23 protein-coding genes are annotated in these 23,931 nt (G+C 71.1%); 11 read left to right on the top strand and 12 right to left on the bottom strand.

The window, feature by feature from the left end:
- Window positions 1-2 precede the first annotated feature (2 nt).
- The 7 genes from kdpB to PSQ21_RS22195 all read right to left on the bottom strand — a co-directional run bounded on the left by kdpB (window position 3) and on the right by PSQ21_RS22195 (window position 7,478).
- Complete coding sequence (gene kdpB, locus PSQ21_RS22225; RefSeq protein WP_274032373.1) at window positions 3-2,141, bottom strand: potassium-transporting ATPase subunit KdpB; 2,139 nt, start codon at window positions 2,139-2,141, stop codon at window positions 3-5.
- Window positions 2,138-3,802 carry a potassium-transporting ATPase subunit KdpA gene (gene kdpA, locus PSQ21_RS22220; RefSeq protein WP_274032372.1) on the bottom strand — a complete coding sequence of 555 codons (1,665 nt, stop codon included), beginning with the start codon at window positions 3,800-3,802 and terminating at the stop codon, window positions 2,138-2,140. Before kdpA ends, kdpB begins: the two co-directional genes overlap by 4 nt.
- 8 nt (window positions 3,803-3,810) lie before the next feature.
- Window positions 3,811-3,900 carry a K(+)-transporting ATPase subunit F gene (gene kdpF, locus PSQ21_RS22215; RefSeq protein WP_010058599.1) on the bottom strand — a complete coding sequence of 30 codons (90 nt, stop codon included), beginning with the start codon at window positions 3,898-3,900 and terminating at the stop codon, window positions 3,811-3,813.
- Window positions 3,897-4,049: a hypothetical protein gene (locus tag PSQ21_RS22210; RefSeq protein ID WP_274032368.1), complete on the bottom strand. Its 153-nt coding sequence runs from the start codon at window positions 4,047-4,049 to the stop codon at window positions 3,897-3,899. Before PSQ21_RS22210 ends, kdpF begins: the two co-directional genes overlap by 4 nt.
- A 171-nt stretch (window positions 4,050-4,220) precedes the next feature.
- Window positions 4,221-4,799 carry a hypothetical protein gene (locus PSQ21_RS22205; RefSeq protein ID WP_274032366.1) on the bottom strand — a complete coding sequence of 193 codons (579 nt, stop codon included), beginning with the start codon at window positions 4,797-4,799 and terminating at the stop codon, window positions 4,221-4,223.
- 49 nt (window positions 4,800-4,848) lie between these two features.
- On the bottom strand, window positions 4,849-5,730 hold the full coding sequence (locus tag PSQ21_RS22200) for a DUF4328 domain-containing protein (protein ID WP_274032364.1): 882 nt from the start codon (window positions 5,728-5,730) through the stop codon (window positions 4,849-4,851).
- Between the two features lie 137 nt (window positions 5,731-5,867).
- Entirely contained in the window at window positions 5,868-7,478 is a 1,611-nt protein-coding gene (locus PSQ21_RS22195) for a family 20 glycosylhydrolase (RefSeq protein WP_274032362.1), read from the bottom strand.
- 515 nt (window positions 7,479-7,993) lie between these two features.
- On the opposite strand from PSQ21_RS22195, the gene PSQ21_RS22190 reads away from it, so the two are divergent.
- The 8 genes from PSQ21_RS22190 to PSQ21_RS22155 all read left to right on the top strand — a co-directional run bounded on the left by PSQ21_RS22190 (window position 7,994) and on the right by PSQ21_RS22155 (window position 14,711).
- Window positions 7,994-8,542: a 2-oxo-4-hydroxy-4-carboxy-5-ureidoimidazoline decarboxylase gene (locus PSQ21_RS22190; protein WP_274035886.1), complete on the top strand. Its 549-nt coding sequence runs from the start codon at window positions 7,994-7,996 to the stop codon at window positions 8,540-8,542.
- Window positions 8,543-8,720: 178 nt separating this feature from the next.
- The gene (gene sdhC, locus PSQ21_RS22185; RefSeq protein WP_274032361.1) at window positions 8,721-9,101 is read left to right on the top strand and encodes a succinate dehydrogenase, cytochrome b556 subunit; all 381 of its coding nucleotides are present in this window, start codon (window positions 8,721-8,723) and stop codon (window positions 9,099-9,101) included.
- Window positions 9,102-9,106: 5 nt separating this feature from the next.
- Window positions 9,107-9,589, top strand: coding sequence for a succinate dehydrogenase hydrophobic membrane anchor subunit (locus PSQ21_RS22180; protein WP_274032360.1), 483 nt, complete (start codon window positions 9,107-9,109; stop codon window positions 9,587-9,589).
- A gap of 29 nt (window positions 9,590-9,618) precedes the next feature.
- Window positions 9,619-11,373 (top strand): succinate dehydrogenase flavoprotein subunit, encoded by a 1,755-nt coding sequence (gene sdhA / locus PSQ21_RS22175; protein ID WP_274032358.1) that lies wholly within the window; start codon window positions 9,619-9,621, stop codon window positions 11,371-11,373.
- Window positions 11,373-12,140: a succinate dehydrogenase iron-sulfur subunit gene (locus PSQ21_RS22170; RefSeq protein ID WP_189518253.1), complete on the top strand. Its 768-nt coding sequence runs from the start codon at window positions 11,373-11,375 to the stop codon at window positions 12,138-12,140. The genes sdhA and PSQ21_RS22170 overlap by 1 nt, the downstream gene beginning before the upstream one ends.
- A gap of 139 nt (window positions 12,141-12,279) precedes the next feature.
- The gene (locus PSQ21_RS22165; protein WP_274032355.1) at window positions 12,280-12,879 is read left to right on the top strand and encodes a hypothetical protein; all 600 of its coding nucleotides are present in this window, start codon (window positions 12,280-12,282) and stop codon (window positions 12,877-12,879) included.
- 16 nt (window positions 12,880-12,895) lie between these two features.
- Entirely contained in the window at window positions 12,896-13,798 is a 903-nt protein-coding gene (locus PSQ21_RS22160; protein WP_274032354.1) for a hypothetical protein, read from the top strand.
- Between the two features lie 157 nt (window positions 13,799-13,955).
- Window positions 13,956-14,711 carry a TetR/AcrR family transcriptional regulator gene (locus PSQ21_RS22155; RefSeq protein WP_274032352.1) on the top strand — a complete coding sequence of 252 codons (756 nt, stop codon included), beginning with the start codon at window positions 13,956-13,958 and terminating at the stop codon, window positions 14,709-14,711.
- A 10-nt stretch (window positions 14,712-14,721) separates the two neighbouring features.
- Here the strand turns inward: PSQ21_RS22155 and PSQ21_RS22150 are convergent, their stop codons facing one another.
- From PSQ21_RS22150 to PSQ21_RS22140, 3 genes are all read right to left on the bottom strand, one after another.
- Window positions 14,722-16,275 carry an ABC transporter substrate-binding protein gene (locus PSQ21_RS22150; protein WP_274035885.1) on the bottom strand — a complete coding sequence of 518 codons (1,554 nt, stop codon included), beginning with the start codon at window positions 16,273-16,275 and terminating at the stop codon, window positions 14,722-14,724.
- 271 nt (window positions 16,276-16,546) lie between these two features.
- A complete protein-coding gene (locus tag PSQ21_RS22145) occupies window positions 16,547-18,100 on the bottom strand; it encodes a metallophosphoesterase (protein ID WP_274032350.1) in 1,554 nt (517 codons plus the stop codon).
- Window positions 18,101-18,124: 24 nt separating this feature from the next.
- Window positions 18,125-18,370 carry an SCO4848 family membrane protein gene (locus tag PSQ21_RS22140; protein ID WP_274032348.1) on the bottom strand — a complete coding sequence of 82 codons (246 nt, stop codon included), beginning with the start codon at window positions 18,368-18,370 and terminating at the stop codon, window positions 18,125-18,127.
- A gap of 133 nt (window positions 18,371-18,503) precedes the next feature.
- Here PSQ21_RS22140 and PSQ21_RS22135 point away from each other — a divergent pair, with 133 nt between their 5' ends.
- A complete protein-coding gene (locus PSQ21_RS22135) occupies window positions 18,504-19,841 on the top strand; it encodes a D-alanyl-D-alanine carboxypeptidase family protein (RefSeq protein WP_274032346.1) in 1,338 nt (445 codons plus the stop codon).
- A gap of 54 nt (window positions 19,842-19,895) precedes the next feature.
- On the opposite strand, the gene PSQ21_RS22130 is transcribed toward PSQ21_RS22135, so the two are convergent.
- On the bottom strand, window positions 19,896-20,873 hold the full coding sequence (locus PSQ21_RS22130) for a YihY/virulence factor BrkB family protein (protein WP_274032344.1): 978 nt from the start codon (window positions 20,871-20,873) through the stop codon (window positions 19,896-19,898).
- Between the two features lie 172 nt (window positions 20,874-21,045).
- Here PSQ21_RS22130 and PSQ21_RS22125 point away from each other — a divergent pair, with 172 nt between their 5' ends.
- Together PSQ21_RS22125 and PSQ21_RS22120 are read left to right on the top strand one after the other, a co-directional pair.
- A complete protein-coding gene (locus PSQ21_RS22125) occupies window positions 21,046-22,410 on the top strand; it encodes an FAD-binding protein (protein ID WP_274032343.1) in 1,365 nt (454 codons plus the stop codon).
- 46 nt (window positions 22,411-22,456) lie between these two features.
- On the top strand, window positions 22,457-23,212 hold the full coding sequence (locus PSQ21_RS22120) for a decaprenylphospho-beta-D-erythro-pentofuranosid-2-ulose 2-reductase (RefSeq protein WP_274032341.1): 756 nt from the start codon (window positions 22,457-22,459) through the stop codon (window positions 23,210-23,212).
- Window positions 23,213-23,296: 84 nt separating this feature from the next.
- Here the strand turns inward: PSQ21_RS22120 and PSQ21_RS22115 are convergent, their stop codons facing one another.
- The gene (locus PSQ21_RS22115; protein WP_274032340.1) at window positions 23,297-23,896 is read right to left on the bottom strand and encodes a 2'-5' RNA ligase family protein; all 600 of its coding nucleotides are present in this window, start codon (window positions 23,894-23,896) and stop codon (window positions 23,297-23,299) included.
- Window positions 23,897-23,931: the final 35 nt, after the last annotated feature.

Here is a 23,931-nt window from a genome sequence, read left to right as displayed (position 1 = left end):
GATCAGCCGATTCCGGGAAGGAGGGAGAGAAGCAGGTCGATGATCTTGATGCCGACGAACGGGGCGACGACGCCGCCGAGTCCGTAGACGGCCAGGTTGCGCCGCAGCATCCGGTCGGCGCCGGCGGGCCGGTAGCGCACGCCCTTGAGGGCGAGGGGCACCAGCGCGACGATGACCAGGGCGTTGAAGATGACCGCGGACAGGATCGCGGACTCGGGCGAGGCGAGCCCCATGATGTTGAGCCGGTCCAGCGACGGGTACGCCACGGCGAACATGGCGGGGATGATCGCGAAGTACTTCGCGACGTCGTTGGCGATGGAGAAGGTGGTCAACGCTCCCCGCGTGATGAGGAGTTGCTTGCCGATCTCGACGATCTCGATGAGTTTGGTGGGGTTGGAGTCGAGGTCCACCATGTTCCCGGCCTCCTTGGCGGCCGAGGTTCCGGTGTTCATCGCGACGCCGACGTCCGCCTGGGCCAGCGCGGGCGCGTCGTTGGTGCCGTCGCCGGTCATCGCGACGAGCTTGCCCCCGGCCTGTTCCCGCTTGATGAGGGCCATCTTGTCCTCGGGCGTCGCCTCGGCCAGGAAGTCGTCGACCCCTGCCTCCTCCGCGATCGCCTTCGCGGTCAGCGGGTTGTCGCCCGTGATCATGACCGTACGGATGCCCATCCGGCGCAGCTCGTCGAACCGCTCCCGCATCCCCTCCTTCACCACGTCCTTGAGGTGGACGACCCCGAGGACCCGCGCGCCGTCCGCGTCCTGGACGGCGACCAGCAGCGGTGTGCCGCCGGCCTGGGAGATCCGGTCGGTGAGCACCTGCGCGTCCTCGGAGACGGCGCCGTTCCGCTCCTTCACCCAGGCGATGACCGAGCCGGTGGCGCCCTTGCGGACCTTCCGTCCGTCCAGGTCGACACCCGACATCCGGGTCTGTGCGGTGAACTCCACCCACGCGGCTTCCGTCAGCTCCCCCGGGGTCCGCTCCCGCAGCCCGTACTTCTCCTTGGCGAGCACGACGATCGACCGGCCCTCCGGGGTCTCGTCGGCGAGCGAGGAGAGTTGGGCGGCGTCCGCGAGCGCGCCCTCGGTGACGCCCCTGACCGCGAGGAACTCGGCTGCCTGCCGGTTGCCCAGGGTGATGGTCCCGGTCTTGTCGAGGAGCAGGGTGGACACGTCGCCCGCGGCCTCGACCGCGCGCCCCGACATGGCCAGGACGTTGCGCTGCACCAGGCGGTCCATGCCCGCGATGCCGATCGCGGACAGCAGGGCCCCGATCGTGGTGGGGATCAGGCACACCAGCAGGGCGGCGAGCACGATCAGCGACGTCTGGTCGTCCGCGCCCGCGTAGATCGCGAAGGGCTTCAGGGTGACGACGGCCAGCAGGAAGACGATCGTGAGGGACGCCAGCAGGATGTTCAGGGCGATCTCGTTGGGCGTCTTCTGCCGGGAGGCGCCCTCCACCAGGTTGATCATGCGGTCGATGAAGGTCTCGCCCGGCTTCGTCGTGATCCTGATGACGACGCGGTCGGACAGCACCTTCGTACCACCGGTGACGGCCGAGCGGTCGCCGCCGGACTCGCGGATGACCGGGGCGGACTCGCCGGTGATCGCGGACTCGTCGACGGAGGCGACGCCTTCCACGACGTCGCCGTCCCCGGGGATGATGTCGCCGGCCTCGCAGACCACCAGGTCCCCGATGCGCAGGTCCGTCCCCGCGACGCTCTCCTCGTTCGATCCGATGACCCGGCGGGCGACGGTGCCGGTCTTGGCCTTGCGGAGGGTGTCGGCCTGGGCCTTGCCACGGCCTTCGGCGACCGCCTCGGCGAGGTTGGCGAAGACGGTGGTCAGCCAGAGCCAGGCGGTGATCGCCCAGCCGAACCAGTCGGTCGGGTCGGTGAGCGCCAGCACGGTGGTGACCACCGAACCGACCAGCACGACGAACATCACCGGCGACGTGACCATCACGCGCGGGTCGAGCTTGCGCAGTGCGTCCGGGAACGATCTGAGCAGCTGCCGGGGGTCGAACAGCCCGCCGGCGACCCGGTTGGTGGCCCCGGGGCCACCGGCCGGCGGTATGTCTCCGTGCGGAGCGCGCGTGGAGGCGGGGGCGGGAGCGCGCGTGGGGGCGGGGGCGGGGGTGCTCATGAGGCGAGCCCTTCGGCGAGCGGGCCCAGCGCCAGGGCCGGGAAGTAGGTGAGTCCGGAGATGACGAGGATCGTGCCGACGAGCAGCCCCGCGTAGAGGGGCTTGTCGGTGCGCAGCGTGCCCGCGGTCTCGGGCACCGGCTTCTGCTCGGCGAGCGAGCCGGCCAGGGCCAGGACGAACACCATCGGCAGGAACCGGCCGAGCAGCATCGCGATGCCGATGGTCGTGTTGAACCACGGGGTGTCGGCGCCCAGCCCGGCGAAGGCGGAGCCGTTGTTGTTGGCGCCGGAGGTGTAGGCGTACAGGATCTCGGAGAAGCCGTGCGCGCCCGTGTTGGTCATCGAGTCGGCGGGGGTCGGCAGGGCCATCGCGACGGCGGTGAAGCCGAGTACGAGGGCCGGGGTGATGAGGAGGTAGCAGGCCGCGAGCTTGATCTGGCGGGTGCCGATCTTCTTGCCGAGGTACTCCGGGGTGCGTCCGACCATCAGCCCGGCGATGAACACCGCGATGACCGCCATGATCAGCATGCCGTAGAGGCCGGAGCCGACACCGCCGGGAGCGATCTCGCCGAGCTGCATGCCGAGCAGGGTGATGCCGCCGCCGAAGCCTGTGTACGAGGAGTGGAAGGAGTTCACCGCGCCGGTGGAGGTCAGCGTCGTGGCGACCGCGAAGATCGACGAGCCGGCGATCCCGAAGCGGGTCTCCTTGCCCTCCATCGCGCCGCCCGCGATCTCGAACGCGGGCCCGCGGTGCGCGAATTCGGTCCACATCATCAGCGCCGTGAAGCCGATCCAGATGACGGCCATCGCGCCGAGGATCGCGTACCCCTGCTTCAGCGATCCGACCATCCGCCCGAAGGTCCGCGTCAGCGCGAACGGGATCAGCAGGATGAGGAAGATCTCGAACAGGTTCGACAGGGGGTTGGGATTCTCGAAGGGGTGGGAGGCGTTGGCATTGAAGTAGCCGCCGCCGTTGGTGCCGAGTTCCTTGATGGCCTCCTGGGAGGCGACCGCGCCGCCGTTCCACTCCTGCGTACCGCCCATGAACTGGCCGACCTGGTGGATGCCGGAGAAGTTCTGGATCGCGCCGCAGGCGACCAGGACGATCGCTCCGATCACCGAGACCGGGACCAGGACGCGGACGGTCCCGCGCACCAGGTCGGCCCAGAAGTTGCCGAGTTCACCCGTACGCGACCGGGCGAAGCCGCGTACGAGCGCCACCGCCACGGCCATGCCGACCGCCGCGGACAGGAAGTTCTGCACGGCCAGACCGCCGGTCTGCACGACGTGGCCCATGGCCTGTTCGCCGGCGTACGACTGCCAGTTGGTGTTGGCGACGAAGGACGCGGCGGTGTTGAACGCCTGGTCCGGGTCGATCGAGGAGAAGCCCAGCGAACCAGGCAGCGAGCCCTGCACCCGTTGCATCAGATAGAGGAAGACGACGCTCACCGCCGAGAAGGCGAGTACGCCGCGCAGATAGGCGGGCCAGGGCATCTCGGCGGCCGGATCGGCGCCGATGGCTTTGTATATCCATTTCTCCGGCCGGTAGTTCTTCTCGGCGGAATAGACCCTGGCCATGTAATCGCCCAGCGGGCGGTATGCGAGGGCGAGGGCGGCGATCAGGGCTGTGAGCTGGAGCAGACCAGCGACCTGGGGGCTCATTTCCGTACTCAGAACCTCTCCGGGTAAAGGAGAGCCAGGACGAGATAGCCGAGCAGGGACACGGCCACGACGAGGCCGACGATGTTTTCGGCGGTCACAGCTTGGTCACCGCCCGGGCTATGAGGGACACCAGCGCGAATACCGCGATCGTGGTGACGACGAAGGCCGGATCGGCCATCGCGAGCTCCTGATTGATGTGAGGAAGGGAATCGGCCGTTCGGCCGATACGAGCAAACCTCGACTTCATCAGGGCGATAAGCCACCTTGACGGGGTCCATACGAATTCCGGGAGAGCCTTGACGCCGGTCTGACGCGAACGCCCGGCCCGCGGCACGGCCGTCCGGGCATGCGGCACCGCCCCCTGCCGGCTGCGGGGAGGGGGGCGGGCCCGGGAAGGCCGTCGGCGTGGCGCCGCTCGTCAGCCCCGGCCGCGGGCCCGCCGTGACATCACCGCGCGCAGGACGCGGCGGCCCTCCGTGGACAGGTCCAGTGCCTTGCGGAGTCCGGCGCCGCTGCCGGCCGTGCCGGCGGTCTCCGCGAGGATCTCCAGGATGCGGACCTGCCGTTCCAGCTCCCCGGCGGCCAGCGGCCCCACGGCGGCCGGTTCACCGGCGCGGGCCGCCTTGAGCAGCTGCTCCTCGTCCGGCGCCGCCTCTCCGGCCGGCGCGTCGAGCCGCCCGTGGATCCGGAGCGCGACGAGCGAACAGGCCTCCGCCCACTCCCGCAGCGGTACGGCGGCGAACTCGGAGGGGGCGGCGGCGAGCATGGTCCGCACGAGCGCGGCCGGGTCCTCGGTGACGGACGTGTGCTCCATCCCCGTCCGCACCGCCGCGAGCCGGATGGCCCAATCCCGCCCGTTCTCGCAGCTCGCCCAGAGCGGGCGCAGGGGCTCGGCCCCGGCCTCCGCGAGCAGCGGCAGACACCGGTCCAGGCAGGCCAGCGCCCCGGCGGCCAGTGCGCGCTCGTCGGCTCGTTCGATCAGTTCCAGCAGACTCATCGACGTCTCCCTCGGTCTACCGGGTACTGCGCCGAATGGCTGAAAATCGTCACTGCGGGGTGGTTGACTCCAGGGCCGCCCGCTCCGGGGCGGTCGCCGTCTGTCGGAGGGCGGCGCGCTCCGCCTGCATCCGGGTCACCGCGCGTACGAAGACGATGGCGAGCACCGCGGCCACGAGGTCCAGCGCGTCGGCGGCCGCGACCAGGGCCGCCGCGTCGGAGATCTCCTCCGGCCCCTCGGCCCGGTTCCACCGGCTCACGGCGATCCGGGAGGCGAGGACGGAGACGATCCAGCCACCCCACCACAGGTTCAGCACCGTCTTCGGAACCGTGCGCCAACCGCCGTCGGGGTGGAGCCGGACACTCGCCTCCCAGATGCCGCTCGCGACGCGGTAGGGGAACCAGAGGTTGGCGACCGGGACGAACCAGCCGCCCACCGCCCAGCCGGGCCCCATCCTCTGCACGCCGGACTCGAAGACCTCGGCGTTCCGGCGGGCCCGGTGGAACCAGACGATGAAGAGGACGCCGGTGGCCAGGAATGCCGCCGTCTGGACGGTCCCGGCCAGGTCGTACAGCTCCCACGCCCGCAGGCCGGGGTCGGTGTAGATGTCCAGGGTCTCGTCAGCCGCCAGCCCTTCCCACAGGCCGCGCAGGTGCAGACCGGCTCCGATGACGAACAGGTCACTCGCGATGACGCAGCCCAGCAGGGCGATCACCGCACGGGACAGGCCGACCGGCGAACGCGGCCACGGGGCGACACTCCAGGCTCCGGAACCGGAGCCGGAGCCGGGTACAGGGGCGGAGCCGGGTACAGGGGCGGCCGGGGTCAGGGCCGTCGGGCCGCCCGGCAGCGGGGGCCGGGTGCCCGAGCAGAAGGTGCACAGGTCGTCCTCGGTCACGGCCGTTCTGATGCGGCAACGGATGCAGAGCATGAAGAAGTCCCCCCACAGGACGCGGTGTCGGCGTGTGACCTCACGTCCTCCCCAGGAACCGAGCGGTCGGCGGACCGTAGCCCGTGGACAGCGGCGCTGTCCACGGGCTCACACGCCGCCGGGGGGCGCCCCCGGCCTCAGCCCGCGCTGCCGGTCCGCTTCGCCAGTTCCTGGAACCGCGCCCAGCTCAGCGAGGGCTTCCGGGGATCCCACAGCTTCTGCGAGGTCGCCACCAGCGGCATCCTGATGCCGTCCGCCACCTGCTGGGTGGTCTGCGCGTTCGGCAGGTCGCCCCAGACGGCGAACCGGCCGCCGAGGATCTGCGGCGAGTAGCGCTCCGCCACCGGTTCGGTGCCGCGCATGACCAGCGGGGTCCACTGCTCGTAGATCCGCTCGCCGGTCGGATAGACGAACTCGTTGGGCTCGCCGAGTACGTAGTAGAGGAACTCGTCGTTGAGGTTCAGCATCTTGTACCCCGCGGCGAGGTACTCCAGCGGCGGGCGGGCGCCGATCTCCTTGCCGGTCCAGTACTCGATCTCGATGTTCTCGTCGGCCTTGACCTTCGTGTCCCGGAAGAGCCCGTCGTTCCAGGCCTTGGCGGTCCGGCCCTTCGGGACGACGACGGCCGCGCGGTCGTTCAGCCAGCCGGTGGCCAGGTCCTCGATCGTGGCCCCGGCGCCGTACTTCTCCTCCGCCGCGCGCTGGAGCTGCGGGTAGGAGGCGGCCGGGTTCTGGACCGTCAGCGCCTGGTACTCATCCGCGCCGAGGTGCCAGTACCGCCCCGGGAACAGCTCGGTGTACTCGTCGAGCAGTTCGTCGATGAGCTTGGCCGCGTCCGGCTCGGAGATGTCGATGGACCCCTTCGACTCGACGCCCGCGGTGTTGCGCAGCTGGAGGTCGGGGTGGGCGGCCAGCACCGCGCCGAGGTGTCCGGGCGAGTCGATCTCGGGGACGACCTCGATGTGCCGGCTGTTGGCGAGGGCGACGATGCCGCGGACCTCGTCCTGGGTGAGGGCCTCGTCGGAGACCACCTCGGGGTGGGTCTTCGACTCGATCCGGAAGGCCTGGTCGTCGGAGAAGTGCAGGCCGAGCTGGTTGAGCTTGAGGTCGCCCATCTCGCGTATGCGGTCCTCTATCCACTCCGCGCTGTAGTGCTTGCGCGCGATGTCGAGGTTGAGTCCGCGCTGCGGCCGGTCCGGCCGGTCGTTGACGACGCCCTCGGGGACCGTGCTGTCCGCCTTGAGCGACTGCTTCAGCGTGCGGGTGCCGTAGAAGACGCCCGACTCGTCGGGCGCGGTGATCTTCACCTTCCGGTCGCGCACGGTGAGCGTGTACGACTCGGCGGGGCCCGCGTCCTTGTCGCCGAGCGCCAGCTCGACGTCGCCCGTCCGCGCCGGCTCGGCGCCCCGGTAGCGGATCTTCAGCTCCTTGGCGAGCAGCTCCGCCTCGTCGGCGAGCACCTGGCTGCCCCGGGCGATGACGACGGTGCTGTCCTTGCCCGGCTGCCAACCGGGCCCCCGGGCCGGGGTGTGCTCGCGCACGGCGGGGATCGTGCTCGGTGTGCTGGACATCGGGTAGCTGCGGGAGGGCGACGGGGCGGCGGCCTCGGCGGAGGTGCCGGAGGGCGACGCCGTGTCGCCGGACGATCCGCTGCCGGACCCCTCCGGCCAGACGACGACGGTGAGGGCGACGGCGGCCGCGGCCGTGACAGCCGCGCCGGTGACGAGGGCACCACGCGTGGGCGACATCGGGCAGATTCCTCCGTTGAGGGGGCAAGTACGGGTGAAACGAGTGAAGAGACGATGAAACGGGTGAAGTGGGTGCAAGGTTGACATTTTTGCCGGGGCCTCGCCCATCGAGGGCTCCGGGAGATCGAACAGAACCCCGGTCGGCGCAGGTCAGACGTCCATCACGCGTTCCGAAACTCTCCCGTTCGGGTGATTCTTCCGCGGTCCACCGGACGGCCGTCGACCGATCTCGCTAGCGTTGCGGCACATTCGTCCCTCCCTTCACTTCTCCCGTCACTTCTCCCTTCACCCCCACCCCCTTCGCCCCCGCCACCCATCACTCCCGCCCCCGCGGAACTCACTCCCACGCCGGGCAACCTCGGTGCGCCCTGGTCTGTCTTCCAGGGGCAGAGGGCTCCTTGCGGGGCCACGGAGTCATAGCTGTCGTTGAATACGAGGAGTCCACGCTGTCCAGGTCCAGCGAGTCCCCCGCCGGCCTGCCGAAGCGATCCGCGCCCCCGGCCGGCCACCCGGCCGTGCCCGCGCAGCCGCACCCCCCGCTTCCGGCCGACGGCCCGGGAGCACCGTCCACCGGCGCGCCGCAGGTCGATCATGCCGTCGGCCTGGCCCATTTCAACAACCTGCCCTTCGCCGCCGCCGAGGCGGCCTTCCTGGAGTGCTGCGGAAGTCTCCGCTGGGCCCACCGGATGGCCGCCCACCGCCCCTACCCGGATCTCGGCGCTCTACTGGCCGCGTCCGACGAGGCGGGCTACGACCTCGCGCCCCGGGACATCGCGGAGGCCCTGGCCGCGGAGCCGGCCCCCTGCCTGCACCACGACGCTCCCCGCGCCGCCCATCTGGCGCTGCGGGCCGCGCACGCGGCGTACGAGAGCCGGTTCGGCCACGCCTTCGTGATCTGCCTGGACGCCTGCCGGCCCTCCCAGCACGTGGACCAGGTGCTGGCCGGGATCCGGGTCCGGCTGGCGCACGACCCGGACGAGGAGCGGGCCGTGACCGCCGAGGAGCTGCGGCGACTCGCCCGGAGCAGGATCGTCGAGCTGGTGACGGCGGACCCCCGGCGGTAAGGGGCGCGCTAGCCCGTACGTGCCTGTTTGATTGCCACTTTGATCACACCAGAGGCCCCGGCGGATGCGAACCGACAATGCGTCGCTACGATGGCCGGGGCCGGTGGACCGTACCCGGCCGGGTCAGACCGACAGTCAAGCCGGCCGACCCCAATCCCCGCTCCCGGAGGGTTCTTCCGTGCCGGCTGGAACGCTGTACCGCGGCCGGGAAGGCATGTGGTCCTGGGTGGCTCATCGAGTCACCGGTGTCCTCATTTTCTTCTTCCTGTTCGTACATGTCCTGGACACCGCTCTCGTCCGCGTCTCCCCCGAGGCCTACGACGTAGTCGTGGCCACGTACAAGACGCCGATCGTCGCGCTCCTCGAATACGGCCTCGTGGCCGCGATTCTCTTCCACGCGCTGAACGGTCTCCGGATCATCGCCGTGGACTTCTGGGCCAAGGGCCCGCGACTCCAGAAGCAGATGCTCTGGACCGTGGTGGGCATCTGGATCGTGCTGATGGTCGGGGCCCTGTACCCCGTCCTCGGTCACGCCGTACGCGACGTCTTCGGGAGCTGAGGCCCATGTCCAGCGAGACTTCTTCCGCAGCCGCGATCGGCGACGTCGAAGGCGTGAGCCTCTACGACGTCGACCACCCGGCCCCGGTGATCGAGCCCCCGCGCAAGCGCACGGGCAAGACACCCAAGGCTTCGCGCACCAACTTCGAGATGTACGCCTGGCTCTTCATGCGCCTGTCGGGCATCCTCCTGACCGTCCTCGTCATCGGCCACCTGCTGATCCAGCTGGTGCTCGACGGCGGCGTCTCCAAGATCGGCTTCGCCTTCGTGGCGGGCCGCTGGGCCTCGCCGTTCTGGCAGGTCTGGGACCTGATGATGCTGTGGCTCGCCATGCTCCACGGCGCCAACGGTCTCCGTACGGTCATCAACGACTACGCCGAACGGGACAACACCCGCTTCTGGCTGAAGATGCTCCTGTACACCGCCACGGTGTTCACCGTCCTGCTGGGCACGCTGGTGATCTTCACCTTCGACCCGAACATCCGCTAGGCGCCGGGACAGAGGGACCAGAGGAAACCATGCAGATCCACAAGTACGACACCGTCATCGTCGGCGCCGGCGGCGCCGGCATGCGCGCGGCCATCGAGTCGACCAAGCGCAGCCGTACCGCCGTGCTGACGAAGCTCTACCCCACCCGCTCCCACACGGGCGCGGCGCAGGGCGGCATGGCCGCCGCGCTCGCCAACGTGGAGGAGGACAACTGGGAGTGGCACACCTTCGACACGGTCAAGGGCGGCGACTACCTGGTCGACCAGGACGCCGCCGAGATCCTGGCGAGGGAGGCCATCGACGCCGTCCTCGACCTGGAGAAGATGGGCCTGCCGTTCGGCCGCACGCCCGAGGGCAGGATCGACCAGCGCCGCTTCGGTGGTCACACCCGTGGCCACGGTGAGGCCCCGGTCCGTCGCGCCTGCTACTCGGGCGACCGCACCGGCCACATGATCCTCCAGACGCTGTACCAGAACTGCGTCAAGGAGGGTGTGGAGTTCTTCAACGAGTTCTACGTCCTGGACCAGCTGATCACCGAGGTCGACGGGGTCAAGAAGTCCGCCGGCGTCGTCGCCTACGAGCTGGCGACCGGCGAGATCCACGTCTTCCAGGCGAAGTCGGTCATCTACGCCTCCGGCGGCACCGGCAAGTTCTTCAAGGTGACCTCCAACGCCCACACCCTGACCGGTGACGGCCAGGCCGCCTGCTACCGGCGCGGCCTGCCGCTGGAGGACATGGAGTTCTTCCAGTTCCACCCGACGGGCATCTGGCGCATGGGCATCCTGCTGACGGAGGGCGCCCGCGGTGAGGGCGGCATCCTCCGCAACAAGGACGGCGAGCGCTTCATGGAGAAGTACGCGCCGGTCATGAAGGACCTCGCGTCCCGTGACGTCGTCTCGCGCTCCATCTACACGGAGATCCGTGAGGGCCGCGGCTGCGGTCCGGCCGGCGACCACGTGTACCTGGACCTGACGCACCTGCCGCCGGAGCAGCTGGACGCCAAGCTCCCGGACATCACCGAGTTCGCGCGGACGTACCTCGGCATCGAGCCCTACACGGACCCGATCCCGATCCAGCCGACCGCGCACTACGCCATGGGCGGCATCCCGACCAACGTCGAGGGCGAGGTGCTGGCCGACAACACCACCGTCGTCCCGGGCCTGTACGCCGCCGGCGAGGTCGCCTGTGTCTCCGTGCACGGCGCCAACCGCCTGGGCACCAACTCGCTGCTCGACATCAACGTCTTCGGCAAGCGCTCGGGCATCGCCGCCGCCGAGTACGCGTCGAAGAGCGACTTCGTCGAGCTGCCCGAGAACCCCGCCCAGCTGGTCGCCGACCAGGTCGAGCGGCTGCGCAACTCCACCGGCACCGAGCGCGTCTCCACGCTGCGCACGGAGCTCCAGGAGTGCATGGACGCCAACGTGATGGTGTTCCGCACCGAGCAGACGATCAAGACGGCGGTCGACAAGATCACCGAGCTGCGCGCGCGGTACCTCAACGTGTCCATCCAGGACAAGGGCAAGCGGTTCAACACCGACCTGCTGGAGGCCATCGAGCTGGGCAACCTGCTCGACCTGGCCGAGGTCATGGCGGTCTCCGCGCTCGCCCGCAAGGAGTCCCGCGGCGGTCACTACCGCGAGGACTTCCCGAACCGCGACGACGTCAACTTCATGCGCCACACCATGGCGTACCGCGAGGTGGCCGCCGACGGCGCCGAGTCGATCCGGCTCGACTACAAGCCGGTCGTGACGACCCGCTACCAGCCGATGGAGCGTAAGTACTGATGGCTACCCCGACCCTGGACAAGACCGGCAACGCCGAGGCCGGCTTCGCCGACTCGCCGTTCATCACGGCCACGTTCCGGATCCGCCGCTTCAACCCCGAGGTGTCGGACGAGGTCCAGTGGCAGGACTTCCAGATCGAGATCGACCCGAAGGAGCGTGTCCTCGACGCCCTTCACAAGATCAAGTGGGAGCTCGACGGAACCCTGACGTTCCGCCGTTCCTGCGCGCACGGCATCTGCGGTTCCGACGCGATGCGGATCAACGGCAAGAACAGGCTCGCCTGCAAGACGCTGATCAAGGACATCAACCCGGACAAGCCGATCATGGTCGAGGCCATCAAGGGCCTCACGGTCCTCAAGGACCTCGTGGTCGACATGGACCCGTTCTTCCAGGCGTACCACGATGTCATGCCCTTCCTCATCACCAAGGGGAACGAGCCGACCCGCGAGCGTCTGCAGTCCCCCGAGGACCGCGAGCGGTTCGACGACACCACCAAGTGCATCCTGTGCGCCGCGTGCACGTCCTCGTGCCCGGTGTTCTGGAACGACGGCCAGTACTTCGGCCCGGCGGCGATCGTCAACGCGCACCGCTTCATCTTCGACTCGCGCGACGAGGCCGGCGAGCAGCGGCTGGAGATCCTCAACGACCGTGACGGCGTGTGGCGTTGCCGCACCACGTTCAACTGCACGGACGCCTGCCCGCGTGGCATCGAGGTCACCAAGGCGATCCAGGAGGTGAAGCGCGCGCTCATCACGCGTCGCTTCTGACCCTCCCGTAGCACCTGTTACGCCGACAGGCCCCGCCCCCGCAGCCTTGACCTCGCGGGGGCGGGGCCTGTTGCTGCGCCGGAGCCGGACGGGCGGTACGGTTCAGCGAGCTTAAGACCGAAAGAGAACGGGGATCGTCGTGAGCGAGCCGAATCCGTACGCGGACGACGCGTACAAGTGGGGCCCTCCCCAGCAGCCGGGCCACCAGCCCACCGTCGCCGACGGCCAGGGGTACGGCTACGCGGCGCCGGGCGCCCCGCCCGCCTACGGCTATCCGCAGCCCCTGCCGGACTCCGCGGCCCAGCCGGGCCCGGGTTACGGGTACCCCCAGCACGCGCAGCCGACGATGCCCGGCCAGTACCTCCCGGTGCCGCAGGGAGCGCCCGGCCAGGGCGGCGTGCCGGTGCTGACGATCGGCGACATCACCGTGATGAACGACGCGATCGTCACGCCCTCCGGCTCGATGCCGCTCAAGGGCGCGGTCTGGACGGCCACGGACATGTCGCGCACGGAGGAGAAGATCCCGACGCACGCGGTCGTGCTGGCGATCGTCTTCGCGCTGTTCTGCCTGATCGGGCTGCTGTTCCTGCTGATGAAGGAGAAGCGGACCACCGGCTTCATCCAGGTCACGGTCACCAGCGGCGGCCGGCACCACTCCACGATGATCCCGGCCATGGGCCCGCACACCTTCCCCGCGGTCATGGGCCAGCTCAACCAGGCCCGCTCCATGAGCGCCTGAGTCACGGACCGCACGCATGGCACGCTTCGAGCACACGGTCACCGTCGGGGCCCTGGACCGTGACTGGTTCGAGGAGGCCACCAGGACGCTGCTGGACCTCCTCGACGCCTCCCGGGAGGGCGAGGGCGGGGCGATCCTGCTGGCCGACGGACGGGTTGTGGACGGCCTCCGGCTGGTGAAGGGACGTCACCTGCGGCCGGGGGCGCGGTACAGGAGCACACCGGACGGGACCGGGACGGACGATGCCCCGGACGCCGCGCCGGGCGCCGTCCCGGACGCCGCGCCGGGCGCCGTCCCGGGCGCTGTCCCGGGCGCTGTCCCGTTGACGGGGGCGACGGTCCTGCGTGAGTGGCGGCCCTCCCGCTCCATCGAGGTGGAGAGCGTCCTGGAGGAGCCCTCCTTCTCCGTCCGGGCGCGCGTACGGCTGCGCGATCCGCTGACGCCCGGGGCCCTGGAGCTCTCCCTGTCCGGGCACAATCCGCAGGGCGGCTCGCTGTACCGCTTCTCGGGCCGCGGCAAGGCCGATCCGGCCGCCTGGTGGGCGGCGGTGGACCGGCCCGCCTCCGCGCCCCCGGCCGCCCGGCCCGCGGTGGCCGGCCGGGCGGTGCACCGGCTGGGCAAGGCCCGCCTGACCATCACCCCGCGCCCGGCCGCGCACGACGGTTCCTGGCAGGTCTCCGTGGTGCTGGTCGTGCGCGGGCGGTGGCTGCTGCGGCCGGTGGGCGCGGTGGCGCTGTTCTTCGCCCGGGGCCTGGTGACGCGGGGCTTCCGGGAGGCGGTGGACCGTGCGGCCGAGGAGTGGAACACGGCGCTCGCGGAGGTGACACCGCTGTACGGCGAGGCGTTGCGCGAGGAGATCGCCGACGCCCTGACGGAGCAGACCGGGCCGACCGGGCCGACCGGGCCCAAGGCTCTTTGACCCCACCCCGGCGGGGCGGCCCTTCGCCCCGGGGCCGTCCAGGCCGCCGCCCGCTGCCGCTCGTCGGTCCTGCCGCCCCGCGCCCCCGGGGTCCGCGAGTGCGCCGTTCCACCCGGAGGGCCGTGGGGGCCGTGGGGGCCCCGATAGCCTTGGGCCCGTGGTGAAGGAAGAGAAGAACGTGCAGGAGAAGAAACCGGCCAGGGCCGCGAAGAGCGAGCAGACCCGCACGCTGATTCTCGAGACGGCGCTCCGGCTCTTCGCGGAGCGCGGCTACGACCGGACGACCATGCGGGCCATCGCCCAGGAGGCGGGCGTCTCGGTCGGGAACGCCTACTACTACTTCTCCTCGAAGGAACACCTGGTCCAGGGCTTCTACGACCGCATCGCCGACGAACACGCCGCGGCGGTCCGGCCCGTGCTGGAGGGCGACGGGGATCTGACCGTACGCGTCAGGGGCGTGCTGCTCGGCTGGCTGGACGTGGCGGAGCCGTACCACCGTTTCGCCGCCCAGTTCTTCAAGAACGCCGCCGATCCGGACAGCCCGCTCTCCCCGTTCTCCGAGGACTCGGCCGCCGCCCGCGACGCGGCGATCTCCATCCACGAACGCTGCGTCGCGGGGGCGGACGTCAAGAGCGACCCGGAACTGGCTCCGCTGCTGCCGCAGTTGATGTGGCTGATGCAGATGGGTCTGGTGCTGTTCTGGGTGTACGACCGCAGCGAGGGCGCCGAGCGCAGCCGCCGGCTGGTCGAGCGCACCGCGCCGATCGCCGCACGGGCCATCTCGCTCTCCCGGTTCCGGGTGCTGCGACCGCTGGTGCGGCAGATTCACGCGCTGCTGGTGGAGTTCCTGCCGGGTACGGAGACGGCCGGGCCCGGGGGCGGTACACCCCCCGAGGCCCGGCCGGCCGGCTGATCCGTCCGGATCAGATCCAGCTGAGTTCCCACAGGCGCCAGGTGCCGGTGCCGTCGGAGAGGTACTGGGAACCGGCGACCTCGGACTTGGCGACGACGTAGTCCTTCTTCTGCCACAGCGGCAGCAGGGGGACGTCCTCGCCGACCAGCGACTGCATGTCCTTGAAGTCGCCCGCCGTCCGGCTGCGGTCGCTGAACTGCTGCGTGGCGGCGATCAGCTGGTCCATCTTCTTGCTGGAGTAGCCGTTGTGCAGGACGTTCCCGGTGCCGACAAGCGGCTGGCTGAAGGTGTCGGGGTCCGGGAAGTCGGGGAACCAGCCGACGGTGTACATGTCGTACTTACCGGCCGCGTACTCCTTCTGGTACTTCGTCCACTCCACGGCCTTGACCGAGACCTCGAACAGCCCGTCCTTCTCCATCTGCCGGCGCAGCTCGGCGGTCTCCTTGGTGTACATGTCGCCCTCGCGGTAGGCGAAGTTGACGGCGACCGGCGTCTCCACGCCGGCTTCCTTCAGCAGTTGCGCCGCCCGCTTGGGGTCGGAGGAGGGGTAGACGTCGAAGAAGGGGGTGCTGTGCCCGATGTAGCCGGTGGGGATCAGCGAGTACAGCGGGTCGACCGTGCCCTGGTAGACCTTCCGGACCAGGGGCCCCCGGTCGAGGAGCGTGGCGACAGCCTGGCGGACCTTCTTCTCCTTGAACGGGGAGTCCTCGCGCAGGTTGAAGATGACGTTGCGGATCTCGGCGCTGGCCGCCTCGGTGACCCGCACGTCCGGGTCGTTCACGTTCAGCTCGGCGAGCGTCTCGGACGGCAGCTGGCGGTGGGCGATGTCCACGTCGTCGGCGTCCCAGGCCGTCTGAAGCTCCTCGGAGGTCTTGAAGTAGCGGATGTTCACCGCCTCGCCGGTCTTCTTGAGCGCGCCCTTGTACTTCAGGTTCGGCACCAGCTCGGCGCTGTTCCCCGGCTCGTACGACTTGAGGACGTACGGGCCGGAGCCGTCGGCCTGGTTGTCCCGGCGGAGCTTGTCCTTCGGGTACTTCGTCGGGTCGACGATCGCGGCGGCGCCGGTGGCGATCTTCTGCGGGAAGGTCGCGTCCTTGCCCGAGAGGTTGAACGTGATCGTGCGGCCCTCGGTCGTCACCGTGTCGAGCGTGGGGAAGAGGCCCGCGGGGCCGACGTCCGACTTGATCGTGAAGATCCGGTCGAAGGAGTGCTTGACGTCCTCGGCGGTGATCTTGCGGCCGTTGGAGAAGGTCAGGTCGTCACGGAGCTTGCACTGGTACGTCTGGAGCTTCTGCCCGACGAACCCGCAACTCTCGGCGGCGTCCGGTTCCGGCGTGACCGCACCGGGCTTGAAGGTCATCAGCGACTGGTAGATGTTGCTGTAGATCGCCCAGGAACCCGCGTCGTACGCGCCGGCCGGGTCGAGGGAGGTGACGACGTCCGATGTCCCGACAGTGATCGCATCGGTCTTCGCCTCCCCGGACGGGAGCAGCTGCCAGGCGCCGACGCCCGCTATGACCAAAACCGCGAGAATCGCGAGAATCCGTACCCGGACCGACCGCATTGCCGTGCTCTCCCTTACCAGCCCCACCTCGGCGGTCGCGTTTGTGACGCGCACATCGCCGCATGTTCGCGCTTACCCAATCACACGATTTTCACATCTGGAAGAGTAAATGGGGCTCTCACAGCCTTTTATTGGACACGCACCCGAAACCCTGTCCGAAAAGGCTGTTTCCTGCCTCCTGCCTGCGCGTTTCCGTAGCTGACGGTGACTCTTCGGTGTGGATTTCATGATGTCGGTCCGGGGCTCCCGGACCGTCGCACCCGCAACGGAACTACGCCTGACGGGACGCCAGCTCCACGACGGTGATGTCGGAGGGGGCGCCCACCCGGACCGGCGGGCCCCAGGCGCCCGCGCCGCGCGAGACGAAGAGCTGGGTGTCGCCGTAGCGTTCGAGTCCGTCGACGGTGGGGTTGGCCAGCTCGGCGAGGAAGTTGCCGGGCCAGAGCTGTCCGCCGTGGGTGTGGCCGGAGAGCTGGAGGTCGACACCGTGCTCGACGGCGTCGTGGATGACGACGGGCTGGTGGGCGAGGAGGACGGCGGCCCGGCCGCGGTCCCGGTCGCCCAGCGCGCGGGCGAAGTCGGGGCCCTGCCCCTCGGTCTCGCCCGCGATGTCGTTGACGCCGGCGAGGTCGAAGCCCTCGATCTCGACCCGGGCGTTCTCCAAGGGGTGCAGGCCCAGCTCGCGGACGTGGTCGACCCACTGTTCGGCACCGGAGAAGTACTCGTGGTTGCCGGTGACGAAGAAGCTGCCGTGCCGGGCGCGCAGGGCGGCCAGCGGTTCGGCGGCGGAGCCCAGGTCCGCGACGGACCCGTCGACGAGGTCGCCGACGACGGCGACCAGGTCGGGCGAGGTCGCGTTGATCGTGTCGACGATCCGGCGGGTATGGGCGCGGCCGAGGATCGGGCCGATGTGGATGTCGCTGACCACGGCGATCCGGAAGCCGTGGGCGGCGCGGGGCAGTTTGGCCAGCGGGACGGTGATCCGCCGGACGCTGGGCCCGCGCAGCACGCCGTACGCGCCGTACCCGACGGTGGCGAGTCCGGCGGCGGCCGCCGCGCCGCCGACGACCCGGGAGACGAAGAGCCGCCGGGAGGGGCCGATGGCGGGAGCCGGCGCGGAGACAGAAGCCGAGGCAGGGCCGGGCGCGAGGGCGGAGACAGCCACGGAGGCAGGAGCCGGCGCCGAGGCAGGACCGGGCGCGGCGGCAGGGGTGATGGCGGGGGCGGTGGTCGAGGTGGCCGGGGCGGCCGGGTCTTCGGCGGCCGGTTCCGCTTCCCGTTCCCTTTCCGTCCCCGTCACGGGGGCCGGTGCCGCATTCCCGGCCGCTTCCGATCGGGCGGAGGCCCCGGCCGGGCCGGACGGCACCAGTTCTTCGGTACGGGGGCGGGGCTCGCCCGGGACGTCGGCGGGGGTTCCGGTTCCGCTTCCGTTTCCTTCCACCGGGGCCGCCGCGGCCGGCTCCGGAACGGTCCGGGCATCGCCCCCCGGCCTCGCCCCGTCGCGCCGGGCGAGGACCCGCAGGAGAACCGGACGTACGACCTCGCCCACGAGCAGCGCCAGCGTCAGGTAGAGCAGACAGGCGAGCCACAGGAAGCCCGGCCAGGCCAGCACCTGCTGGAGCCAGAAGGGGGCACCCACCCGGCCGGACATCATCGCGCCGACGCTCAGCAGGGGCAGGACGAAGGCCGCGACGGTGCCCACCCGGCGCAGCGGGCTGCCCGGCGCCGTCGTGTCACCGACGAAGCGGCGCCACAGATACCGGTGCACGGTGCCGAGCAGCACCAGCACCACGAGCCCCATCAGAGCGAAGACCACTGCAGCCATCCGAGCTCCCCCATGTTCCCGTCGTCATGCGCGGTCGTCGCGCAAAGCCCGGACTCCGCGCAACCCGATCACGCCGACCGCCGTCCCCAGAGAAAAGGACGTGATGGCGAGCAGCAGGTGCACCCAGAAGTACCCGGTCGGTTCGCCCGCGTCGTCGAAGGCGAGCCCGCTGCCGTCCTGCCACAGGTTCTTGACGAAAGTGATCCAGATGAACCAGCTCCACACCCCGAACGCGAGCAGGAACCAGGACACGCGGCGGCTGAGCTTCATGGGTCCAGTATCGCCGCCGCCGCCCGGCTCCCTCTCCCGGGGTGGCGTCCGAACAGGGCCGTCCCGGCGTTCCCTGCGGCGGGTCAGCCGGTCCGGGTCCGCATCCACACCTTCGCCCTGTACGTTTCCGACCGTGCCAGCTCTGAAAAAGATCGCCCTCACGGTCACATCCGCCGCCTTGTTGTCCGGTTTCGTCCTGAGTCCCGCCACGGCGGCCGACAAGGACAAGAGCGACGACAAACAGCCCAAGCCGCCGAGCACGATGTCCAGCCTCGGTGGGGAGCAGCTCGGCAGGGCCGGTACCCAGGTCAATCTGGGCCCGGGGGCACCGGTGCTGCCCAAGGCGCTGACCGGCCGGTCCTGGATCGTCGCGGACGCGGAGAACGGGGACGTTCTGGCGGCGCACAACTCGCACTGGCGGCTGCCGCCCGCCTCCACCATGAAGATGCTCTTCGCGGACACCGTCCTGCCCGCGCTCCAGCCCACCACCCTGACCCACAAGGTGACGGAAGGTGAGCTGTCCGGGGTCGGCGAGGGCAGCAGCCTGGTCGGGATCAAGGAGGACCACACCTACACGGTCCACGACCTGTGGCTCGGGGTGTTCCTGCGGTCGGGCAACGACGCGGTGCACGTCCTGTCGGAGATGTACGGCGGCATCCCGAAGACGGTGGCCGCGATGCAGAAGCACGCCGAGGAGCTCCAGGCCCTGGACACCCGGGTGGTCTCGCCGGACGGGTACGACGCCCCGCGCCAGGTCTCCAGCGCCTACGACCTGACCCTGATCGCCCGCAGCGGACTCCAGAAGAAGGACTTCCGCGAGTACGCGGCGACCGCGTCGGCCGACTTCCCGGGCGAGGAGAAGAAGGGGAAGAAGCGTGGCTCCTTCGAGATCCAGAACACCAACCGGCTGATCACCGGCGACATCGGCGTGGAACCGTACCAGGGCATCGCGGGCGTCAAGAACGGCTACACCACCCACGCGGGCAACACGTTCACCGGCGTCGCCGAGCGCAACGGCAAGGTCCTGCTGGTCACGGTCATGAATCCGTCGGCGGAGGAGAGCCACGCCGTCTACAAGGAGGCCGCGAGCCTGCTCGACTGGGGCTTCGCCGCGAGCGGCAAGGTGACGCCCGTCGGCGAGCTGGTGCCACCGAAGTCCGTGGACACCGGCACCGGCACCGGCACCGGCGGCAAGGGTGCGGCGAAGCCCGCCGCCGGAGCCGACCAGGGCTCGGGCGGACAGGCGGAGGCCGCGCACGCGTCGGCGGCCTCGAACGGTTCCAGCGGGGTCGGGGTCGTCCTGGCGATCATCGGCGGGCTGCTGGTGTTCCTGGCCGGCGGGGTGTTCCTCGTCAACCGTCGCTGGCCGCTGACCGGCCTGGCCCGCCGCACCCCGCCGGAGGCCGGCCCGGCCGGCACCGCCGAGCCGGCCGAGCCGACGGCCTCGGCCGCCCCGACCGACAAGTCATAGGGCGTTCCGGAAGGAGCGCCGTCCGCCCGGAGGGCGGGCTCGGCGGGACAGCCCTCAGACCCGGGTGGAGCCGCCGGACTCCGTGGCGGCTCCACCCGGGCCGGGAGCGTCAGCGCCGGCACCGTCCGCGCCGGCACCGTCCGCGCCGGGGTCCTGGCCGGTGTCTTCGCCGGCCTCCTCGTCCTTGCTGCCGGTCGCCGTCCAGGCGGCGCAGAACAGCAGCAGCTTCGCGGTGAAGTTGATCCACAGGAGCAGCGCGATCGGCACGCCGAACGCGCCGTACATGCTCTTGCCCGCGACCTCCCGCATGTAGCTGCCGAGCAGCAGCTTGAGCAGTTCGAAGCCGACCGCCCCGAGCAGGGCCGCGACCACCAGCCGCCGCCGGGGCGGCTCCACCCCGGGCAGCAGCGTCAGCAGGTAGAGCAGCAGCAGGAAACCGGCGGCGACCGCGACCGCCAGGGCGGCCACCCGCAGCAGGATGCCGCCGGCCCCGTCCTCGGGGATGCCGATCAGGTCGGCGGTCCAGCCGACCGCCGTCGAGCCGATGGTGGAGACCGCCAGGGTGGCGAGCGCCGCGCCGCCGAGGCCGACCAGCAGCACGGCGTCCTTCACCTTGGCGACGACGGGGTTGGCCTCCTGGACGTCGTCCAGCTCCCAGACCGCGCGCAGGCACTCCCGCATCGAGCCGACCCAGCCGATGCCCGTGAACAACAGCAGCGCGCCGGCCACCAGGCCGACCGTGCCCGCGTTGGCGACCAGCCCGTCGATGCCCAGCTGGTCGGAGATGCCGGGCACCTGGTCGGCGAGCTTCTCCTTGATGGTGTCGAGCTGCTTGTCGCTGAGCAGGGCGGCGGCGACGGCAGCGCCGACCGCGATCAGCGGGAAGAGGGCCAGGAAGCTGATGAAGGTGATCGCCGCCGCGAGCCTGGCCCAGTGGACCCGGTCCAGCCGCTCGTACGAACGCCACACGTGCGTCTCCATCAGCCGGGCGACCAGGGGCCCGATCACCGGGAGTTTCTTCAGCCAGTCCATGACCTCACGCGTACCCTCCTGGGCCCGGAACACCGACGGCCCGCCCCGGACTCTCCCGGACCCGTCCGGCGGAACTCCGTCACGCTTCGCTGACACTCGCTCCATCACCCGTTCCGGTGAGCGAATTCACCAATGCCGCGAAGGGGATTTCCCGGACGATACGGTCACCCTCATGTCCGTCGACACGGTGTCCTTGACCGGCTGGGGCCGCACCGCCCCGACGACCGCCGTGCGGTTTCGCCCCCGTACCCACGAGGAGGCGGCCGCCGTCGTCCGGGGGCGCGGGCCCCGGGGTGTCATCGCGCGCGGGCTGGGGCGGTCGCCCGGCGACGCGGCGCAGAACGCGGGCGGCTCGGTGCTCGACCTGACGGGCCTGGCCCGGGTCGGCGGGGTCGACGCCGTCGCGGGTGTGGTGCGCTGCGACGCCGGGGTGAGCCTGGAGCGTCTGCTGCGGGTGCTGCTGCCGCTCGGCTGGCTCCCGCCGGTCGTGCCCGGGACCGGCAGGGTGACGGTCGGCGGGGCGATCGGCTCCGATCTGCCCGGCCTCGACCACCGCCGCTCGGGCTCGTTCGCCCGGCATGTGAGCGCCCTGGAGCTGCTCACCGCCGAGGGCGAGGTGCGTACGGTACTGCCCGGCACCGCCCTCTTCGACGCGACCGCCGGGGGTCTGGGGCTGACCGGGGTGATCCTGGGCGCCACCCTGCGCCTCCGGCGCGTGGCGACCGGGTTGATGTCCGTCTCCACCGAGCGCGCCGGGGACCTGGACGATCTGCTGGCCCGCTTCACCTCGGGCGGCGACCGGCTGCCGTACGCCTCCGCCTGGGTCGACCTGATGGCCCGGGGCCGGGCGACCGGACGCGGGATCCTCACCCGGGGGGAGCATGCGACCCCCGACATGAGCCCGGCGCACGCGGAGCGCACTGTGCACTCCTCGCGCTCCGGAGGGGCCCGGGGAGGGTTCCGGCTCGCCGGCTTCCCGCCGGTGCCGGGTGGGCTGCTCGGCCCGGCCTCGGCCGCCCTGTACAACGAGGTGCGCTACCGCGGCGCATCCCGCGCGCGGACCGGTGAGCTGCGGCCGGTCCCCGCGTTCTTCCACGCCCCGGACGCCTTCCCGGAGGCGAACCTGCTGTACGGCCGGGGCGGCCTGGTGCGGTACCGGTTCGCCCTCGGGTACGGCCAGGAGGAGACCCTCCACCGGGTCGTACGGCGGATCGCGGCGCGCCGGAGCCCCGCCGTGCGGGCCGTGCTCCAGCGGTTCGGGGCGGCGGACCCCGGCCCGCTGTCGTTCGCCGCGCCCGGCTGGTCCCTGGCCCTGGATCTGCCCGCGGCCCTGCCCGGCCTGGCCCGCTTCCTGGACGACGTCGACGAGGAGGTGGCCGCCGCCGGTGGCCGGGTCTGCCTGGCGAAGGACTCCCGGATGCGGCCGGAGACGGCGGCCTCGATGTACCCGGGTCTCGCGGACTTCCGGGAGCTGCGGGCGCGGCTGGACCCGACGGAGGCGTTCCGCTCCGACCTGTCGCGCCGCCTCGGGCTGTAAGCCTCTTTCTCCCGCCCCTCCACCTCGACCGACCAGGAGTTTCTCCGTGAAGGATGCCTTCGGCGCCCCCCAGTCCCTGCTCGTCCTCGGCGGCACCTCCGAGATCGCCCTGGCCACGGCGCGCCGGCTGATCGCCCTGCGCACCCGCCGGGTCTGGCTGGCCGGCCGCCCCTCCCCGGCCCTGGAGTCGGCCGCCGCCGAGCTGCGCGGCCGGGGGGCGGAGGTGCGGACCGTCGACTTCGACGCGCTGGACTCCGCCTCCCACGAGGTCGTCCTCGGCAAGGTCTTCGCGGAGGGCGACGTCGACGTGGTGCTGATGGCGTTCGGAGTCCTCGGCGATCAGGCCCGGGACGAGGAGGAGCCGATGGCCGCGGTCCGGGTCGCCCAGACCAACTACACGGGGGCGGTCTCCGCCGGGCTGGTGTGCGCCGGCGCACTGCAGGCGCAGGGGCACGGTTCGCTGGTGGTGCTGTCCTCGGTGGCCGGGGAGCGCGCCCGGCGCGCGGACTTCATCTACGGCTCCAGCAAGGCGGGCCTCGACGCGTTCGCGCAGGGGCTCGGCGACGCGCTTCAGGGGACCGGGGTGCAGGTGATGGTCGTCCGCCCCGGCTTCGTCCGGACCCGGGCCACGGCGGGGCGGCCGGAGCAGCCGTTCGCGACCGGCCCGGAGGAGGTCGCGGAGGCGATCGTCACGGGGCTGCGGCGGCGCTCGGAGACCGTGTGGGTGCCCGGTTCGCTCCGGGCGGTGATGGCGGCGCTGCGGCACGTCCCGCGCCCGCTGTTCCGTCGGCTGCCGCTCTAGGTCCTGTCGTCAAACTGCCGTCGTCGCCCGTAGGGCGGCAGTCGGCAGTTTGGCGACAGGACCTAGGTGTGCGGCCCCGGGTGCTCAGGGCCGCAGCGACGGCGTCGACGGGGCGTCGGCCGCGCAGCCGCCCTGGGCGGGGACCACTGGAGCCCCGCCGCCCCCGCCGAACGGGAAGTCCCTGATCTTGCGCCAGACGGCGTCCGGGCCCTGCTCGTACAGCGCGAAGGATCCGCAGGTCCAGGCGGCCTCGTAGTCCGCGAGCTCCTGGTAGGCCCGGTCCATGGCTTCCTCGGCGATGCCGTGGGCCACGGTGACGTGCGGGTGGTACGGGAACTGGAGCTCGCGCACCAGGGGGCCGGAGGCGTCCCGTACCCGCTTCTGGAGCCAGGAGCAGGCCGAGGCGCCCGCGGCGACCTGGACGAAGACGACCGGCGACAGCGGGCGGAAGGTGCCCGTGCCGGACAGTCGCATCGGGAAGGGGCGGCCGGCCGTGGCGATCCTGTCGAGGTGCGCCTCGATCGCCGGGAGGTCGGCCGACTGCACCTCGGTCGGCGGGAGCAGGGTGACGTGGGTGGGAATGCCGAAGGCGGCAGGGTCCCCGAAGCTCGCGCGGCGGTCCTGGAGCAGGCTGCCGTAGGGCTCCGGGACCGCGATCGAAACGCCGAGCGTTACGGTCCCCACGTCGTTCTCCTCCACCGTCGATGGTCGATTTCCGG

Origin of the sequence: Streptomyces sp. MMBL 11-1, assembly GCF_028622875.1 — a bacterium.
Taxonomy (GTDB): domain Bacteria; phylum Actinomycetota; class Actinomycetes; order Streptomycetales; family Streptomycetaceae; genus Streptomyces.
The sequence above is the reverse complement of the archived record's forward strand: the minus strand, read 5'-3'. Positions and strand labels throughout refer to the sequence as shown.

Bases quoted from the DNA above. Each gene is read 5' to 3' on its own strand.
- PSQ21_RS22195 (WP_274032362.1), bottom strand. From the start codon at position 7,478: ATGTCGCCCACGCGTGGTGCCCTCGTCACCGGCGCGGCTGTCACGGCC.
- PSQ21_RS22180 (WP_274032360.1), top strand. From the start codon at position 9,107: ATGTCCAGCGAGACTTCTTCCGCAGCCGCGATCGGCGACGTCGAAGGC.
- kdpA (WP_274032372.1), bottom strand. From the start codon at position 3,802: ATGAGCCCCCAGGTCGCTGGTCTGCTCCAGCTCACAGCCCTGATCGCC.
- PSQ21_RS22150 (WP_274035885.1), bottom strand. From the start codon at position 16,275: ATGCGGTCGGTCCGGGTACGGATTCTCGCGATTCTCGCGGTTTTGGTC.
- PSQ21_RS22125 (WP_274032343.1), top strand. From the start codon at position 21,046: ATGTCCGTCGACACGGTGTCCTTGACCGGCTGGGGCCGCACCGCCCCG.
- sdhA (WP_274032358.1), top strand. From the start codon at position 9,619: ATGCAGATCCACAAGTACGACACCGTCATCGTCGGCGCCGGCGGCGCC.
- PSQ21_RS22160 (WP_274032354.1), top strand. From the start codon at position 12,896: ATGGCACGCTTCGAGCACACGGTCACCGTCGGGGCCCTGGACCGTGAC.
- kdpB (WP_274032373.1), bottom strand. From the start codon at position 2,141: ATGAGCACCCCCGCCCCCGCCCCCACGCGCGCTCCCGCCCCCGCCTCC.
- PSQ21_RS22210 (WP_274032368.1), bottom strand. From the start codon at position 4,049: ATGAAGTCGAGGTTTGCTCGTATCGGCCGAACGGCCGATTCCCTTCCT.
- PSQ21_RS22145 (WP_274032350.1), bottom strand. From the start codon at position 18,100: ATGGCTGCAGTGGTCTTCGCTCTGATGGGGCTCGTGGTGCTGGTGCTG.
- PSQ21_RS22205 (WP_274032366.1), bottom strand. From the start codon at position 4,799: ATGAGTCTGCTGGAACTGATCGAACGAGCCGACGAGCGCGCACTGGCC.
- PSQ21_RS22170 (WP_189518253.1), top strand. From the start codon at position 11,373: ATGGCTACCCCGACCCTGGACAAGACCGGCAACGCCGAGGCCGGCTTC.
- PSQ21_RS22200 (WP_274032364.1), bottom strand. From the start codon at position 5,730: ATGCTCTGCATCCGTTGCCGCATCAGAACGGCCGTGACCGAGGACGAC.
- PSQ21_RS22140 (WP_274032348.1), bottom strand. From the start codon at position 18,370: ATGAAGCTCAGCCGCCGCGTGTCCTGGTTCCTGCTCGCGTTCGGGGTG.
- PSQ21_RS22130 (WP_274032344.1), bottom strand. From the start codon at position 20,873: ATGGACTGGCTGAAGAAACTCCCGGTGATCGGGCCCCTGGTCGCCCGG.